This is a genomic window from Pseudomonas sp. N2-3-1-14 (assembly GCF_041228395.1).
Lineage (GTDB): Bacteria > Pseudomonadota > Gammaproteobacteria > Pseudomonadales > Pseudomonadaceae > Aquipseudomonas.
Window position 1 is genome coordinate 847972 of record NZ_CP166199.1, and the last position, 16324, is coordinate 864295.

At 56.8% G+C, this 16324-nt stretch carries 7 protein-coding genes, 2 tRNA genes and 3 rRNA genes; 9 read left to right on the forward strand and 3 right to left on the reverse strand.

What is annotated here, in order from left to right:
• The first annotated feature begins 32 nt into the window (after positions 1-32).
• The 9 genes from AB5I78_RS03860 (at position 33) to AB5I78_RS03900 (ending at position 11273) form a co-directional block, all read left to right on the forward strand.
• Positions 33-1526 (forward strand): CoA-acylating methylmalonate-semialdehyde dehydrogenase, encoded by a 1494-nt coding sequence (locus AB5I78_RS03860; RefSeq protein WP_124416352.1) that lies wholly within the window; start codon positions 33-35, stop codon positions 1524-1526.
• 624 nt (positions 1527-2150) lie between these two features.
• Positions 2151-3687: ribosomal RNA gene (locus AB5I78_RS03865) — 16S ribosomal RNA — on the forward strand.
• 82 nt (positions 3688-3769) lie between these two features.
• Positions 3770-3846: transfer RNA gene (locus tag AB5I78_RS03870), tRNA-Ile, on the forward strand.
• Positions 3847-3876: 30 nt separating this feature from the next.
• Positions 3877-3952: transfer RNA gene (locus AB5I78_RS03875), tRNA-Ala, on the forward strand.
• Between the two features lie 251 nt (positions 3953-4203).
• A 23S ribosomal RNA gene (locus AB5I78_RS03880) occupies positions 4204-7094 on the forward strand.
• Between the two features lie 170 nt (positions 7095-7264).
• A 5S ribosomal RNA gene (gene rrf / locus AB5I78_RS03885) occupies positions 7265-7380 on the forward strand.
• The 16S, 23S and 5S rRNA genes sit together here with 2 tRNA genes alongside, the layout of an rRNA operon.
• 327 nt (positions 7381-7707) lie before the next feature.
• Positions 7708-8367 carry a paraquat-inducible protein A gene (locus AB5I78_RS03890; protein WP_145165466.1) on the forward strand — a complete coding sequence of 220 codons (660 nt, stop codon included), beginning with the start codon at positions 7708-7710 and terminating at the stop codon, positions 8365-8367.
• Positions 8354-8977 (forward strand): paraquat-inducible protein A, encoded by a 624-nt coding sequence (locus AB5I78_RS03895; protein ID WP_242195008.1) that lies wholly within the window; start codon positions 8354-8356, stop codon positions 8975-8977. Before AB5I78_RS03890 ends, AB5I78_RS03895 begins: the two co-directional genes overlap by 14 nt.
• Entirely contained in the window at positions 8970-11273 is a 2304-nt protein-coding gene (locus tag AB5I78_RS03900; protein WP_369302511.1) for an MlaD family protein, read from the forward strand. Before AB5I78_RS03895 ends, AB5I78_RS03900 begins: the two co-directional genes overlap by 8 nt.
• Positions 11274-11443: 170 nt before the next feature.
• Here the strand turns inward: AB5I78_RS03900 and mksF are convergent, their stop codons facing one another.
• From mksF to mksB, 3 genes are read right to left on the reverse strand one after another with little or no spacing between them, the layout of a single operon-like run.
• On the reverse strand, positions 11444-14284 hold the full coding sequence (gene mksF, locus AB5I78_RS03905) for an Mks condensin complex protein MksF (RefSeq protein WP_106578505.1): 2841 nt from the start codon (positions 14282-14284) through the stop codon (positions 11444-11446).
• Positions 14281-14988: an Mks condensin complex protein MksE gene (gene mksE / locus AB5I78_RS03910; RefSeq protein ID WP_145165472.1), complete on the reverse strand. Its 708-nt coding sequence runs from the start codon at positions 14986-14988 to the stop codon at positions 14281-14283. The genes mksF and mksE overlap by 4 nt, the downstream gene beginning before the upstream one ends.
• Positions 14978-16255: an Mks condensin complex protein MksB gene (gene mksB, locus AB5I78_RS03915; RefSeq protein ID WP_369302512.1), complete on the reverse strand. Its 1278-nt coding sequence runs from the start codon at positions 16253-16255 to the stop codon at positions 14978-14980. Before mksB ends, mksE begins: the two co-directional genes overlap by 11 nt.
• Between the last annotated feature and the right edge of the window lie 69 nt (positions 16256-16324).

Genomic DNA, 16324 nt, shown 5'->3' on the forward strand with positions numbered 1-16324 from the left:
TTCTATATAGAACACCTTTTCAGGAGCCCTGCATGAGCCTTATCCAGCATTTGATCAACGGTGAGTTGGTCAATGACAGCGGCCGGAGTGCCGACGTGTACAACCCCTCTACCGGCCAAGTGATTCACCAGGTGCCGCTGGCCAGTCGTGAAACCATTCAACAGGCGATCGACTCGGCCAAGGCCGCGTTCCCGGCCTGGCGCAATACCCCGCCGGCCAAACGTGCCCAGGTGATGTTTCGTTTCAAGCAATTGCTGGAGCAAAACGAAGCACGCATCTCGCAGTTGATCAGCGAAGAGCACGGCAAGACGCTGGAAGACGCGGCGGGTGAATTGAAGCGCGGGATCGAGAACGTCGAGTACGCGTGCTCGGCGCCGGAGATTCTCAAGGGCGAGTACAGCCGTAACGTGGGACCGAACATTGATGCCTGGTCGGATTTCCAGCCGTTGGGCGTGGTGGCTGGTATTACGCCGTTCAACTTCCCGGCGATGGTGCCGTTGTGGATGTACCCGCTGGCCATTGTCTGCGGCAACTGTTTCATCCTGAAGCCGTCGGAGCGTGATCCAAGTTCTACGCTGCTGATCGCGCAGTTGCTGCAGGAAGCCGGCTTGCCTAAAGGCGTGTTGAGCGTGGTACACGGTGACAAGGGCGCGGTGGATGCGCTGATCGAGGCGCCGGAAGTCAAGGCGCTGAGCTTTGTGGGTTCGACGCCCATTGCCGAATACATTTATTCCGAAGCGACCAAGCGCGGCAAGCGTGTGCAAGCGCTGGGCGGGGCGAAGAACCACGCGGTGCTGATGCCGGATGCGGACCTGGATAACGCCGTGAGTGCCTTGATGGGCGCGGCGTATGGTTCGTGCGGTGAGCGTTGCATGGCGATCTCGGTGGCGGTGTGTGTGGGTGATCAGGTGGCGGATGCGTTGATCGCCAAGCTGGTGCCGCAGGTCAAGGCGCTGAAGATTGGTGCGGGCACGTCCTGCGGCCTGGATATGGGGCCGTTGGTGACGGGCCAGGCGCGCGACAAGGTCAGCGGCTATATAGAAGACGGCGTGTCGGCGGGTGCCAAGCTGGTGGTCGACGGTCGTGGTTTGAGCGTTGCCGGGCATGAGGAAGGTTTCTTCCTGGGCGGCAGCCTGTTTGATCGTGTGACCCCTGAGATGCGCATCTATAAAGAAGAGATCTTCGGGCCGGTGCTGTGTGTGGTTCGGGTGGATAGCCTGGAAGCGGCGATGCAGCTGATCAATGATCACGAGTACGGTAATGGCACTTGCATCTTTACTCGTGACGGTGAGGCGGCGCGCCTGTTCTGTGACGAGATTGAAGTGGGCATGGTCGGGGTGAACGTCCCGCTGCCGGTGCCGGTGGCTTATCACAGCTTCGGCGGCTGGAAGCGCTCGCTGTTTGGCGACTTGCATGCCTATGGGCCGGATGGGGTGCGTTTCTATACCCGTCGCAAGGCGATCACCCAGCGTTGGCCGCAACGGGCCAGCCATGAAGCGTCGCAGTTTGCCTTTCCTAGCCTGTAAGGCGGAATAAAAGCCGGCCCCTTGGGGCCGGCTTTGTCGTTTTTGGGGCTTTATTGACCGATATGACAGAAATGTGAAAAAAGGTGTTGACGGCAGATTCTGGAAGTCTATAATTCGCCCCACTTCCGACGCAGTCGAAACGGAAAACTCCTTGGTAAACAAAGAGTTACGCGAGATTCGACAGCGAGTTGCTTCAGTTCATCGAAGCCCAGAAGGAGTTGGTAGAGCGGTGTTGTTTGGCTCTATTAACGTTTCGATCTTCTCGGTCGAAAGCGGAGAAAAAGAGGTGTTGACAGCAGCGTGTAACGCTGTAGAATTCGCCTCCCGCTAACGAGAGATCGGAAGCGCAAGTGGTTGAAGTTGTTGAAGAAATCTTCGAAAACTTCTGAAAATAATCACTTGACAGCAAATGAGGCTGCTGTAGAATGCGCGCCTCGGTTGAGACGAAAGATCTTAACCAACCGCTCTTTAACAACTGAATCAAGCAATTCGTGTGGGTGCTTGTGGAGTCAGACTGATAGTCAACAAGATTATCAGCATCACAAGTTACTCCGCGAGAAATCAAAGATGTAACCAACGATTGCTGAGCCAAGTTTAGGGTTTCTTAAAAACCCAAAGATGTTTGAACTGAAGAGTTTGATCATGGCTCAGATTGAACGCTGGCGGCAGGCCTAACACATGCAAGTCGAGCGGTAGAGAGAAGCTTGCTTCTCTTGAGAGCGGCGGACGGGTGAGTAATGCCTAGGAATCTGCCTGGTAGTGGGGGATAACGTTCGGAAACGGACGCTAATACCGCATACGTCCTACGGGAGAAAGCAGGGGACCTTCGGGCCTTGCGCTATCAGATGAGCCTAGGTCGGATTAGCTAGTTGGTGAGGTAATGGCTCACCAAGGCGACGATCCGTAACTGGTCTGAGAGGATGATCAGTCACACTGGAACTGAGACACGGTCCAGACTCCTACGGGAGGCAGCAGTGGGGAATATTGGACAATGGGCGAAAGCCTGATCCAGCCATGCCGCGTGTGTGAAGAAGGTCTTCGGATTGTAAAGCACTTTAAGTTGGGAGGAAGGGCATTAACCTAATACGTTAGTGTTTTGACGTTACCGACAGAATAAGCACCGGCTAACTCTGTGCCAGCAGCCGCGGTAATACAGAGGGTGCAAGCGTTAATCGGAATTACTGGGCGTAAAGCGCGCGTAGGTGGTTTGTTAAGTTGGATGTGAAATCCCCGGGCTCAACCTGGGAACTGCATTCAAAACTGACTGACTAGAGTATGGTAGAGGGTGGTGGAATTTCCTGTGTAGCGGTGAAATGCGTAGATATAGGAAGGAACACCAGTGGCGAAGGCGACCACCTGGACTAATACTGACACTGAGGTGCGAAAGCGTGGGGAGCAAACAGGATTAGATACCCTGGTAGTCCACGCCGTAAACGATGTCAACTAGCCGTTGGAAGCCTTGAGCTTTTAGTGGCGCAGCTAACGCATTAAGTTGACCGCCTGGGGAGTACGGCCGCAAGGTTAAAACTCAAATGAATTGACGGGGGCCCGCACAAGCGGTGGAGCATGTGGTTTAATTCGAAGCAACGCGAAGAACCTTACCAGGCCTTGACATCCAATGAACTTTCTAGAGATAGATTGGTGCCTTCGGGAACATTGAGACAGGTGCTGCATGGCTGTCGTCAGCTCGTGTCGTGAGATGTTGGGTTAAGTCCCGTAACGAGCGCAACCCTTGTCCTTAGTTACCAGCACGTAATGGTGGGCACTCTAAGGAGACTGCCGGTGACAAACCGGAGGAAGGTGGGGATGACGTCAAGTCATCATGGCCCTTACGGCCTGGGCTACACACGTGCTACAATGGTCGGTACAGAGGGTTGCCAAGCCGCGAGGTGGAGCTAATCCCATAAAACCGATCGTAGTCCGGATCGCAGTCTGCAACTCGACTGCGTGAAGTCGGAATCGCTAGTAATCGCGAATCAGAATGTCGCGGTGAATACGTTCCCGGGCCTTGTACACACCGCCCGTCACACCATGGGAGTGGGTTGCACCAGAAGTAGCTAGTCTAACCTTCGGGAGGACGGTTACCACGGTGTGATTCATGACTGGGGTGAAGTCGTAACAAGGTAGCCGTAGGGGAACCTGCGGCTGGATCACCTCCTTAATCGACGACATCAGCTGCTCCATAAGTTCCCACACGAATTGCTTGATTCATTGAAGAAGACGATAAGAAGCAGCCCGAAATTGGGTCTGTAGCTCAGTTGGTTAGAGCGCACCCCTGATAAGGGTGAGGTCGGCAGTTCGAATCTGCCCAGACCCACCAATTTTGTGTGGGAAACGCCTGTAGAAATACGGGGCCATAGCTCAGCTGGGAGAGCGCCTGCCTTGCACGCAGGAGGTCAACGGTTCGATCCCGTTTGGCTCCACCACTACTGCTTCTGAAAGTTTTGAAAGCTTAGAAATGAGCATTCCATCCAGGTGATGGTGAATGTTGATTTCTAGTCTTTGATTAGATCGTTCTTTAAAAATTTGGGTATGTGATAGAAAGATAGACTGAACGTTACTTTCACTGGTAACGGATCAGGCTAAGGTAAAATTTGTGAGTTACTCGTAATTGAGTATTATCGAATTTTCGGCGAATGTTGTCTTCACAGTATAACCAGATTGCTTGGGGTTATATGGTCAAGTGAAGAAGCGCATACGGTGGATGCCTTGGCAGTCAGAGGCGATGAAAGACGTGGTAGCCTGCGAAAAGCTTCGGGGAGTCGGCAAACAGACTTTGATCCGGAGATGTCTGAATGGGGGAACCCAGCCATCATAAGATGGTTACCTTACACTGAATACATAGGTGTAAGGGGCGAACCAGGGGAACTGAAACATCTAAGTACCCTGAGGAAAAGAAATCAACCGAGATTCCCTTAGTAGTGGCGAGCGAACGGGGACTAGCCCTTAAGTGGCTTTGAGATTAGCGGAACGCTCTGGAAAGTGCGGCCATAGTGGGTGATAGCCCTGTACGCGAAAATCTCTTAGTCATGAAATCGAGTAGGACGGAGCACGAGAAACTTTGTCTGAATATGGGGGGACCATCCTCCAAGGCTAAATACTACTGACTGACCGATAGTGAACTAGTACCGTGAGGGAAAGGCGAAAAGAACCCCGGAGAGGGGAGTGAAATAGATCCTGAAACCGTATGCGTACAAGCAGTGGGAGCAGACTTTGTTCTGTGACTGCGTACCTTTTGTATAATGGGTCAGCGACTTATTTTCAGTGGCGAGCTTAACCGAATAGGGGAGGCGTAGCGAAAGCGAGTCTTAATAGGGCGTCTAGTCGCTGGGAATAGACCCGAAACCGGGCGATCTATCCATGGGCAGGTTGAAGGTTGGGTAACACTAACTGGAGGACCGAACCGACTACCGTTGAAAAGTTAGCGGATGACCTGTGGATCGGAGTGAAAGGCTAATCAAGCTCGGAGATAGCTGGTTCTCCTCGAAAGCTATTTAGGTAGCGCCTCATGTATCACTGTAGGGGGTAGAGCACTGTTTCGGCTAGGGGGTCATCCCGACTTACCAAACCGATGCAAACTCCGAATACCTACAAGTGCCGAGCATGGGAGACACACGGCGGGTGCTAACGTCCGTCGTGAAAAGGGAAACAACCCAGACCGTCAGCTAAGGTCCCAAAGTTATGGTTAAGTGGGAAACGATGTGGGAAGGCTTAGACAGCTAGGAGGTTGGCTTAGAAGCAGCCACCCTTTAAAGAAAGCGTAATAGCTCACTAGTCGAGTCGGCCTGCGCGGAAGATGTAACGGGGCTCAAACCATACACCGAAGCTACGGGTATCACGTAAGTGATGCGGTAGAGGAGCGTTCTGTAAGCCTGTGAAGGTGAGTTGAGAAGCTTGCTGGAGGTATCAGAAGTGCGAATGCTGACATGAGTAACGACAATGGGTGTGAAAAACACCCACGCCGAAAGACCAAGGTTTCCTGCGCAACGTTAATCGACGCAGGGTTAGTCGGTCCCTAAGGCGAGGCTGAAAAGCGTAGTCGATGGAAAACAGGTTAATATTCCTGTACTTCTGGTTATTGCGATGGAGGGACGGAGAAGGCTAGGCCAGCTTGGCGTTGGTTGTCCAAGTTTAAGGTGGTAGGCTGAGATCTTAGGTAAATCCGGGATCTTAAGGCCGAGAGCTGATGACGAGTTAACTTTTAGTTAACGAAGTGGTTGATGCCATGCTTCCAAGAAAAGCTTCTAAGCTTCAGGTAACCAGGAACCGTACCCCAAACCGACACAGGTGGTTGGGTAGAGAATACCAAGGCGCTTGAGAGAACTCGGGTGAAGGAACTAGGCAAAATGGCACCGTAACTTCGGGAGAAGGTGCGCCGGTGAGGGTGAAGGACTTGCTCCGTAAGCTCATGCCGGTCGAAGATACCAGGCCGCTGCGACTGTTTATTAAAAACACAGCACTCTGCAAACACGAAAGTGGACGTATAGGGTGTGACGCCTGCCCGGTGCCGGAAGGTTAATTGATGGGGTTAGCTAACGCGAAGCTCTTGATCGAAGCCCGGTAAACGGCGGCCGTAACTATAACGGTCCTAAGGTAGCGAAATTCCTTGTCGGGTAAGTTCCGACCTGCACGAATGGCGTAACGATGGCGGCGCTGTCTCCACCCGAGACTCAGTGAAATTGAAATCGCTGTGAAGATGCAGTGTATCCGCGGCTAGACGGAAAGACCCCGTGAACCTTTACTATAGCTTTGCACTGGACTTTGAATTTGCTTGTGTAGGATAGGTGGGAGGCTTTGAAGCGTGGACGCCAGTCTGCGTGGAGCCAACCTTGAAATACCACCCTGGCAACTTTGAGGTTCTAACTCAGGTCCGTTATCCGGATCGAGGACAGTGTATGGTGGGTAGTTTGACTGGGGCGGTCTCCTCCTAAAGAGTAACGGAGGAGTACGAAGGTGCGCTCAGACCGGTCGGAAATCGGTCGTAGAGTATAAAGGCAAAAGCGCGCTTGACTGCGAGACAGACACGTCGAGCAGGTACGAAAGTAGGTCTTAGTGATCCGGTGGTTCTGTATGGAAGGGCCATCGCTCAACGGATAAAAGGTACTCCGGGGATAACAGGCTGATACCGCCCAAGAGTTCATATCGACGGCGGTGTTTGGCACCTCGATGTCGGCTCATCACATCCTGGGGCTGAAGCCGGTCCCAAGGGTATGGCTGTTCGCCATTTAAAGTGGTACGCGAGCTGGGTTTAGAACGTCGTGAGACAGTTCGGTCCCTATCTGCCGTGGACGTTTGAGATTTGAGAGGGGCTGCTCCTAGTACGAGAGGACCGGAGTGGACGAACCTCTGGTGTTCCGGTTGTCACGCCAGTGGCATTGCCGGGTAGCTATGTTCGGAATAGATAACCGCTGAAAGCATCTAAGCGGGAAACTAGCCTCAAGATGAGATCTCACTGGAACCTTGAGTTCCCTGAAGGGCCGTCGAAGACTACGACGTTGATAGGTTGGGTGTGTAAGCGCTGTGAGGCGTTGAGCTAACCAATACTAATTGCCCGTGAGGCTTGACCATATAACACCCAAGCAATTTGCTTGCTTCAAGCTGAAAAGCGAAAGAGCACCAGATTGCGGTGTGTGAAGACGAAATGAACCGAAAGTTCGAACCTCACAAAACACCGAAAGCTGTCACATACCCAATTTGCTGAAGCGAGACCGCATGGTCACGACTCAGTACCCGAATTTCTTGACGACCATAGAGCATTGGAACCACCTGATCCCATCCCGAACTCAGCAGTGAAACGATGCATCGCCGATGGTAGTGTGGGGTTTCCCCATGTGAGAGTAGGTCATCGTCAAGATTAAATTCCAAAGCCCCTGTTTGCTAACGCAAACAGGGGCTTTGTTTTGGGCGGTCGAAAAGCGCAGGTGCAAGCGTGCTGGCAACGAACGCCAGCAAAACGCGCATTCTCCGAATAACGCGAACGTTCTGATATCGAGCGAAAGCCCAACCTTCTCCCCGAGATCGCCAATATCAGCGGACGCTCCGTCATCCCATTATTCGCGCCGCTTGCCGCGACCGCCCCCTCGACCAGCGACTCAATCCCGGCCGACAAATTTGCACAGTTATTTCTGAACCAGACCATTAGAATAGGCACCTAACCTTTTTTAGAGTTCGAGCCCTAACTATGCCCGATCCGGTTGATACCCCAGCGGTGTCGGATTTACCCCTGGACGATCTGGTGGCATGCCATGAGTGCGACTTGCTGATGCGCAAGCCCACGCTCGCTCGAGGCGAAAAGGCTCAATGCCCACGCTGCGGTTACGAGCTCTATGCTCACCGCTACAATGTCGTTGAGCGAAGCCTCGCCTTGGTAATTGCCGCGTTATTGCTGTACATCCCCGCGAACTTTTTACCCATCATGCAGCTCAATCTACTCGGGCAGTCCTCAGAGGACACCGTTTGGAGCGGCGTTGTAGGTCTGTTCGATACCGGCATGCAAGGCGTCGCCGCAGTGGTGTTTCTGTGCAGCATGGGCATTCCATTGCTCAAATTGCTCTGCCAGTTGGCTGTGCTGCTGAGCATTCGCTGGAAGATCGGCCGCAGCTATGGGTTATTGCTCTACCGCATTTACCATCACTTGAAAGACTGGGGAATGTTGGAGGTCTACCTGATGGGCGTGCTGGTGGCGATCGTCAAACTCGCCGATATGGCCTCCATCACGGTCGGCCTGGGGCTTATCTGTTTCGTCAGTCTATTAATGGTTCAGGTGCTGCTTGAGGTGGTGATGTCGCCCCACCAGATCTGGCAAGCGTTGTCAGGAGAGGATGATCATGCGGGCGATTGATGCAGGCATTCTGATTTGTACCGAATGCCACGAGCTGAACAAGCAAGAGGCCGACACCGATGAGCAGCTCTGCACCCGTTGCGGTGCGCTGATCCACGCCCGTCGTCCCAACAGCCTTACGCGTACCTGGGCGTTACTGGTCACGGCGGCGATCCTGTATATCCCCGCCAACCTGTTACCAATCATGACCGTTAACTCCCTTGGCCAGGGCGATCCAAGTACCATCATGGCCGGCGTGATCCAGCTGGTGCAGCACGGCATGTTCCCCATTGCTGCTGTGGTGTTTATTGCCAGTATTCTTGTACCGACATTCAAGCTGGTGGGCATTGGCCTGCTGTTGTTCTCGGTGCAGCGTCGCCAGCCGCTGTCCGCACAACAACGGATTATCATGTACCGCTTTATCGAATTCATTGGCCGCTGGTCCATGCTGGATATCTTCGTGATCGCCATCCTGGTAGCGGTTGTTAACTTTGGGCGACTTGCCAGTGTCGAGGCTAATCTCGGTGCTGCAGCGTTCGCCAGTGTGGTGATCTTGACGATGCTTGCCGCAGTAACTTTTGATCCCCGACTGATTTGGGACAACACGGAGTCGGACGACGACCATGAGTGATTTGCCAAAAGCTAAAACCCGCCCGGCCTCCAACTGGTCGGCCATTTGGGTGTTGCCCCTGATAGCCCTGATCATCGGTGGTTGGCTGGGATGGCGTGCCTATTCCCAACAAGGCATCGAGATTCAGGTGCGCTTTGAAAGTGGCGAAGGCATCCAGGCCAACAAGACCGAAGTGGTCTACAAAGGCATGCCCGTGGGCAAGGTCAAGACCCTGGCCCTGGACGATGAGGGCAACAATCGCGGGGTGATCGCCACCATCGAGATGAACAAGGATGTGGAGCAATACCTCAAGACCAACACCCGTTTCTGGCTGGTCAAACCCAGTGTCAGCCTCGCCGGTATCACCGGCCTGGAAACCCTCGTCTCGGGTAACTACATTGCGGCCAGCCCTGGCGACGGCGAGCCGTCCCGCAAGTTCAAGGCCCTTTCCGAAGAGCCGCCTTTATCCGACGCCAAGCCCGGCTTGCACCTGACCATCAAGGCTGATCGCCTGGGCTCGCTCAACCGTGGCAGCCCGGTGTTCTACAAGCAGATTCAGGTTGGCCAGGTCAAAAGCTACTTGTTGTCCGAAGACCAGAGTACGGTCGAGATCAAGGTCTACATCGAGCCCACTTACGCCAGCCTGGTGCGCAAACATACGCGCTTTTGGAACGCCAGCGGCATCAGCATCGACGCCAACCTCTCCGGCGTGAAGGTGCGCAGCGAGTCTCTCTCGAGCATCGTTGCCGGCGGCATCGCTTTCGCCACACCCGAGAACCGCAAGGACAGCCCTCCCACCGATCCAAGCCTGCCGTTTCGCTTATACGAAGACTTCGACGCAGCGGCGGCCGGTCTCAAGGTCAAGGTCAAACTCACCGACTTCGAAGGTCTGCAGGCCGGGCGCACACCGGTCATGTACAAAGGTATTCAGGTCGGTAGCCTGAAAACCCTGAAGATTGACCCCGACCTGTCCAGCGCCAATGCCGAGCTCACCCTCGACCCGCTTGCCGAAGACTACCTGGTGCAAGACACCCAGTTCTGGGTGGTCAAACCGTCCATCTCGCTTGCCGGTATCACCGGCCTGGAAGCGCTGGTCAAAGGTAACTACATCGCTATTCGCCCTGGCGACAAAGGCAGTGCGCCGCAGCGCGAATTCGTCGCTCGGGCCAAGGCACCACCGTTGGACCTGCGTTCCCCCGGCCTGCACATGGTGTTGTTCACCGACAGCCTCGGCTCGCTGGATGTCGGCAGCCCGATCCTCTACAAACAGGTCAAGGTGGGTTCGGTACAGAGCTACCAGTTCTCGCGCAAGAACAAGCAATTGGTAATCGGTGTTCACATCGAAAAGGAATACGAAAACCTGGTTAACGGTTCGACGCGCTTCTGGAATGCCAGCGGCGTCACGCTGACGGGCGGGCTCACCGGTGGCATCCAGGTCAAAAGTGAATCCCTGGCCAGCTTGATGGCCGGCGGTATTGCCTTCGAGACCCCGGAACCGAACGTGCCGCTGAAAAAACGTATCCCGCGCTTCCGTCTGTTTGCCGATCGCGAAGCCGCCAATCAACACGGCACGCTGGTGACCATCAAGGTCGATCGCGCCGACGGCCTGCGCCCCGGCACCGCGGTACGCTTTAAAGGCCTGGACGTGGGCAAGATCGAGAGCGTCGACCTCAGTGCCGATATGCAGTCGGTGTTGCTCAGCGCGCGCATCACCCAAGTGGCCGATCGGATCGCCCGCGCCGGCAGCCAGTTCTGGGTGGTCAAACCTGAATTGGGCCTGATGAAAACCTCGAACCTGGAAACCCTGGTCACGGGCCAGTACATCGAGGTGCAGCCATCCGCGAAAAACGCCGGCCCACAAAAGAGTTTCGTCGCGTTGGACAAGCCACCGGAGGCGGCCCGTCAGGCGGAAGGCCTGAGCCTGGTACTCAGCGCGGCACGCCGTGGCTCGTTGAAGGAAGGCGTTCCGGTCACCTACCGTGAGGTCACCGTCGGCAAAGTCACCGGCTACGAGCTGGGGCAGACCGCCGACCGCGTGCTGATCCATATCTTGATCGAGCCCAAGTACGCGCCACTGGTGCGCAGCGGCAGCCGCTTCTGGAACACCAGCGGTTTCGGTCTCGACTTCGGCCTGTTCAAAGGCGCGACGGTGCGCACTGAATCCCTGGAGACGCTGGTCGCCGGCGGTATCGCTTTCGCCACGCCAGACGGCGAGCGTATGGGCAATGCTGCCCGGCCGCAGCAGACCTTCCCGCTGTTCGACAAGTTTGAAGATGAATGGCTGACCTGGGCGCCTAAGATTTCGCTCGGCAAATAAACCGAGGCGCGGCCATCGCGGGCAAGCCCGGCTCCCACATTCAAGCGCATTTATCCTGTAGAAATGCGTTCACCTGTGGGAGCGGGCTTGCCCGCGAAGAGGCCATCACAGGCGAAAAAAAGGCCCCTGGGTGCTCACCCAGGGGCCTTTTTGCATTTCAGCTCAGTGGATCAAACCTCATCCAGCTCCGGCTCATCCGCCTGCACATTCACGGTCGCCTTCACCGCATCGTGACGACGGATGTACTTCCAGTCCGCCTCGTCAATGTAGATGCCGTTCGGCCCACTGCCACCTTCCAGGTCGATCGCCACCTGGGCGGACACCTGCGGCTTCACACTGGCCAGAATCGGCACAAAACCCAGCTGCAAACTGGTTTCCAGCAGCGCCGCCTGGTTCTTCTCATCGATGTCCGCTGCCTCATCGAGGTAATACGGCAAACGCACACGCCCGGCCTGATCACGGTCCATCAAGTGCAGCAACAAGTACATGTTGGTCAGCGCCTTGATGGTCATGGTGGTGCCGTTGGATGCCGCGCCGTCGATGTCGGTGTGAATCACCGGCTGGCCATGCACCTTGGTGATCTCGAACGCCAGCTCGAACAGGTCCTTGAGGCCCAACTGGTTATGGTTGGCGGCTACCAGGCGCGCCAGGTACTCCTTGGCTTCCTCGTTCTTGTTGTCTTGCTCGGCGCTCTGGCTGAGGTCAAACACCGACAACGTCTCGCCTTCTTCATACTGACCGGCACTGTGGATGATCTGGTCGATATGCTTGAGGGCTTCCTTGTTCGGCGCCAGCACAATGCGGAAGCTTTGCAGGTTGGAAACCTGACGCTTGTTGATCTCGCGGTTGAACAAGGCCAACTGGTGTTCCAGGCTGTCGTAGTCGCTGCGGATATTGCGCAGGGTGCGCGCAATATCGGTGACGGCTGCACGGCGCGCCTTGCCCAAGGTCAGGGCTTCGTCAGTGCGGTGCGCATACGCGTTGATCAGCAGTTGCAGGCGACGTTCGACGTCATCCTCGCTGTCAAACTTGGCCACGCCTTTAAGGCGAACCTGCGCATACAAGGCTTCGATCTGGCCATCGGCGCGCAGTAAACCCTGCCAGCTGTCCTGATAGTCATTGAGCAGCGGCAGCAGGTTATCCATGGAGTCATCGACCGGGTCCATGAACGGCGTGCCGAACGGCAGGTCTGCCGGTAGCAGCTGGCGACGGCGCAACGCGTCATCCAGCGTGCGTTGCTTGGCCTCCATGTCGCCAATCTGGCGCCCAACCAGTTGCAGCTTGGCCGACAGTTGCTGCACACGTTCGGTGAAGGCGTCGCTGGAGCGCTTCAACTCATCCTGGGCGGCTTCCATTTGCGCCAGGTTTTCCAGCTTCTCGCCTTCTTCAGCGCTCAGGGTCTGGGCGCGACGGAAGTCTTCCAGTGCCTTCTGCGCATCCAGCACTTGCTGGTACAGCGCCTCAGTCTGGGTCTTGCTCGCTGCGCGGTCGGAGGCCACGGCTTGCTGGGTCTTGAGTTGCTTGAGTTCTTTTTCCAGGCGCTCTTTCTGGTCGCGCAATGCCGCGCGGTCCGCCAGGGCCTGCAACGCCGGTGGCTCGATGTGCGAGATGTCGATGGACAGCCCTGGCACTTCGAAGCGCTCGCCTTTGAAGCCGTCGAGGATCTGCTCCAGGGATTTGACCCACTGGCCGTCCTCATCCAGCGTAATGCCGTGCTCGCCCAATGGCAGGCTGAACAACGAGCTGTTGAACAGGCGCATCAGACGCTCGACATCCTGCTGCGAAAACTCTTCGCGCAGTTTGGCGTAGCTATTGTTGTCCGCGTGGTCGAGCTGCTGCTTGACCGACTTCAGCCGTTTTTCCAGATCGCGCAAGCGCTCGTCCAAATCCTCGGCGCTGAACTGCCGCGACTGCGCCAGGGCGCCCGCCAATTCATCGTGGGCATCCTTGGCCGCCAGCAGTTGCTGCTCCAGCACCTTGACGTCATCCACCAGGGCGAAGCGATGCTTGAGCACCGACAGCTCGCCCAGCCAACGCTGGATGCCGCTGATTTCGCGCTCCAGGCGCATCAGCTCCTGGGTGCCACCGCGCTGATCGTTTTGCAGCGCGTCCTGCTCATTGCGGTAATGCTCGGCCTGGATCGTCAGCTCTTCCTTGCGCGCACTGGCGTAGTCCGACCAGGTGCCCAGCAACGAATCCAGCAAGGGCGACAGGCGATGCAGTTTGCCGCGCAGAACATCGCGCTGCCGAACGCCATTGGCCAACGCCTCAACCAATGGGCCGGCCGCCACCAGCGAGTTGTAATCCTGCTCCATGCGTCGTACATCGCGGAAGGCTTCTTCGCACGCCGCGATGTAGTCCACGCTGCCGGAACGCAGGCTGTGTTCGAAGGCATCCAGGAACAATTGCTTGAGCTTGGCGGCGGTGATTTCGCGCATGTGCAGCAGGTTGATAAACAGTGCGCGGAAGGTCTTCAGGCTCTGCTCGCTGGTAGAGCGCAGTGGAATCAGGGTCAGGTCCAGCGGGATCGACGTGTGGCCGCCCACCAGCAAGCGGCGCAGTTCGTCCGGCTTGAGCTCGTAGGCTTTCAGGCCTTCGCGCTCGAGGTTGGTGAACAGCTCTTTCTGACGCAGGCAGGTGTCGTTTTTCTGGTAATGCGCCAGGTCCAGCTTGCCGGCATAGGCAAAGAACTGGTGCCCGAAACCACCGCCGGGGCCACGCCCGACCACGCCGATCACGTGCGGGCCGTGGGGCAGCGAGACTTCCACGAGGATGTAGCTGGTGTCGGTGGCAAAGTAGAAGCGCCGCGATTGCTCCAGGGTGTACTTGCCGAAACTCATGTCCGACATGCGCGCCAGAATCGGGAACTGCAGGGCGTTGATCGAGGCGGATTTACCCAGGTTGTTCGCGCCGTACACCGACAGCGGTTCTTCCAGCGGGAACAGGCCCAAACTGTAACCGGCGGTGTTCAATAGGGCGAAGCGGCGGATGCCGTAGCGTTCCTTGCTCATGCGTCGGTCTCCTGTTCTTCGGCAATGGCCCGGGCCAGGGCGTCTTCTTCGCTTTCTTCGTCAAAGTCGCTCAAGTCCAGCGGGTCGTCGGTCTTGAGCAGTTTTTCATCGCTGTCTTCGTCGATGATCACCGGCACCGGCAAAGGCAGCACGCTGTGCACACTGGCGGCGAGGTCGCGGTCCTGCTGCACCGACAGGCACACGTCGAGGAAACGGTGCATCGGCGGCAGGAAGCGATACACGCCGTTGTCTTCGCTGGCAAAACCCAATTGGGTCATACGGCGCATGATTTTTTCTTCAAGTTCTTCCTGGGTCTGCACTTCGGCCTGGATAAACAGGTCGCGGTACTTCTCCAGCAACGACGGCAATTCGTCACGACCCAGGCTGCCGCCGTCGAGCACGGCGATCGGGTCGCGGCCCTGGTCGGCCAGGTGCTCGACAAGGATGAAGGTGAACAGCGCCAGGCGTTGGGCGGTCTTGTTCACTTGCGCGCTGGCAATCGCCGAGTCCGGCACAAAGTAATAGAAGCCGCGTGTATCGCACACCAGTTCAAAACCCAGCGCCTTGAACAGCGTGCGGTACTGGTCCTGGAAGTTCGACAGTTGCGCGTACAGCTCCGGGTCGCGGCGACTGACGTGGTAACCCTTGAACAGCTCGCGAAAGATCGGCGCCAGCTGGGACAGTTCGGATAGATCAAGATGCATGAGGTGTACTCGCAGAATTCTCGGCCATATCAGCGCCGGCCGGGAGCAGGGCGAATGAGCGCAGGCTGACCTGGTGCTCGTGTGTGTGGTAGTCGCGGCGTTCCAGGCGTTCGCGCTTGAAGCGTTTTTCACGGGACAGGCGTGAGAACCAGTACAACAATTCGTCGGTGGCGCCGTCCGGTTCCTGCTCCAGCAGCCAGGTCATCAGGTCTGGCATCGGCAGCGCATCTTCGCAGCGCTCGAGCATTTCCTTGACCGTGCGCGGTGCACGCTGGGCGTCGCCCTTGTGGGATTTGTGCGCCTTGGGGAAACGCGCCGGTTTCGGCTCGAAATTCGCCAGCGCGTACACATACGCCTCGACCTGGCTGGCACTGCCGAGAAAGGTGCTTTGCGGCCGAGTGAACATCGGTATCGCCGCTTGCGGCACGGCGTCCAGGCCTTTACGGCGGATGGCCGACAAGGCCAGCGCGGCGCCACGGGTCACGGCGTTGTGCCGGCGCGCTTCTTCACGCAGCGGCAGCAGCAATTCGCGCGCATGACGCAAGGTCAGTTGGGCGCTGGTCTGCATTTCGAGGATGCGCGCGTGGGTGCGCAGCAGCATGTCGTCATCGACCAGGTGGCCGAGGCGTTGTTGCTCGGTGAGCATGCGCAACAGCACGTTTTCGACCTTGCGCACGCCTTGCTCGAAGGCGCCGTCGGCGTTCACCAGCTGGATCATCGGCTCGACGTATTCGTCCCAGGTCGCCAGCACTTCGGCGTAACGCTGGCGCAACGGGATCTGCCGGTCGCTGGTCTTGGCGCGGTCGGCCACGGCCGCGAGGGCTTGCTCATCGTTGGCGAGTTTTTTCAATACATCGCGTACGCGCATGTCCAGCAGGCGCAGCTGGCGGGCCAGGTCGTGGCCATCGCGGATGTCGAAAGCGTCCTGAATGTAGCCGGCCAGGCGCTCGAGGTGGCGCAGGTAGGCTTCGATTTCCAGGCACAGGCCAAGCCGGTGCTCCTTGCGAAGATAGGCCAGGAAGTCGTGGATCTGTGCGTTGAGCTCGAAACGGTTCGGGCTTTTGGCGACAGGCACCAGGATATCCAGGCGAATCCACACGTCCAGCAGGCTGGTGATGTCCTGGGGCGTGCTGTCCAGTTGTTGGGCGGCCAGTTGCGCGCGCAGTTCGCCAAGGCTCAAGGTGCCTTGGTCGAAGTGTTCGCACAGTGGCTCAAGTAAGGCCCAGTGTTCGGCGAGGGCGCGCAGGACGCGCTTGGGTTCGATCATGGGAATGGCCGGCTGGTTGGCGATTAAAAGTCGCGATTGTACTGCATCAGGCGCGGGATTTATCCACAG

Excerpts from the sequence above, each read along its gene's own strand:
- mksE (WP_145165472.1), bottom strand. The coding sequence starts at position 14,988 with ATGCATCTTGATCTATCCGAACTGTCCCAGCTGGCGCCGATCTTTCGC.
- AB5I78_RS03900 (WP_369302511.1), top strand. The coding sequence starts at position 8,970 with ATGAGTGATTTGCCAAAAGCTAAAACCCGCCCGGCCTCCAACTGGTCG.
- AB5I78_RS03860 (WP_124416352.1), top strand. The coding sequence starts at position 33 with ATGAGCCTTATCCAGCATTTGATCAACGGTGAGTTGGTCAATGACAGC.
- AB5I78_RS03890 (WP_145165466.1), top strand. The coding sequence starts at position 7,708 with ATGCCCGATCCGGTTGATACCCCAGCGGTGTCGGATTTACCCCTGGAC.
- AB5I78_RS03895 (WP_242195008.1), top strand. The coding sequence starts at position 8,354 with ATGCGGGCGATTGATGCAGGCATTCTGATTTGTACCGAATGCCACGAG.
- mksF (WP_106578505.1), bottom strand. The coding sequence starts at position 14,284 with ATGAGCAAGGAACGCTACGGCATCCGCCGCTTCGCCCTATTGAACACC.
- mksB (WP_369302512.1), bottom strand. The coding sequence starts at position 16,255 with ATGATCGAACCCAAGCGCGTCCTGCGCGCCCTCGCCGAACACTGGGCC.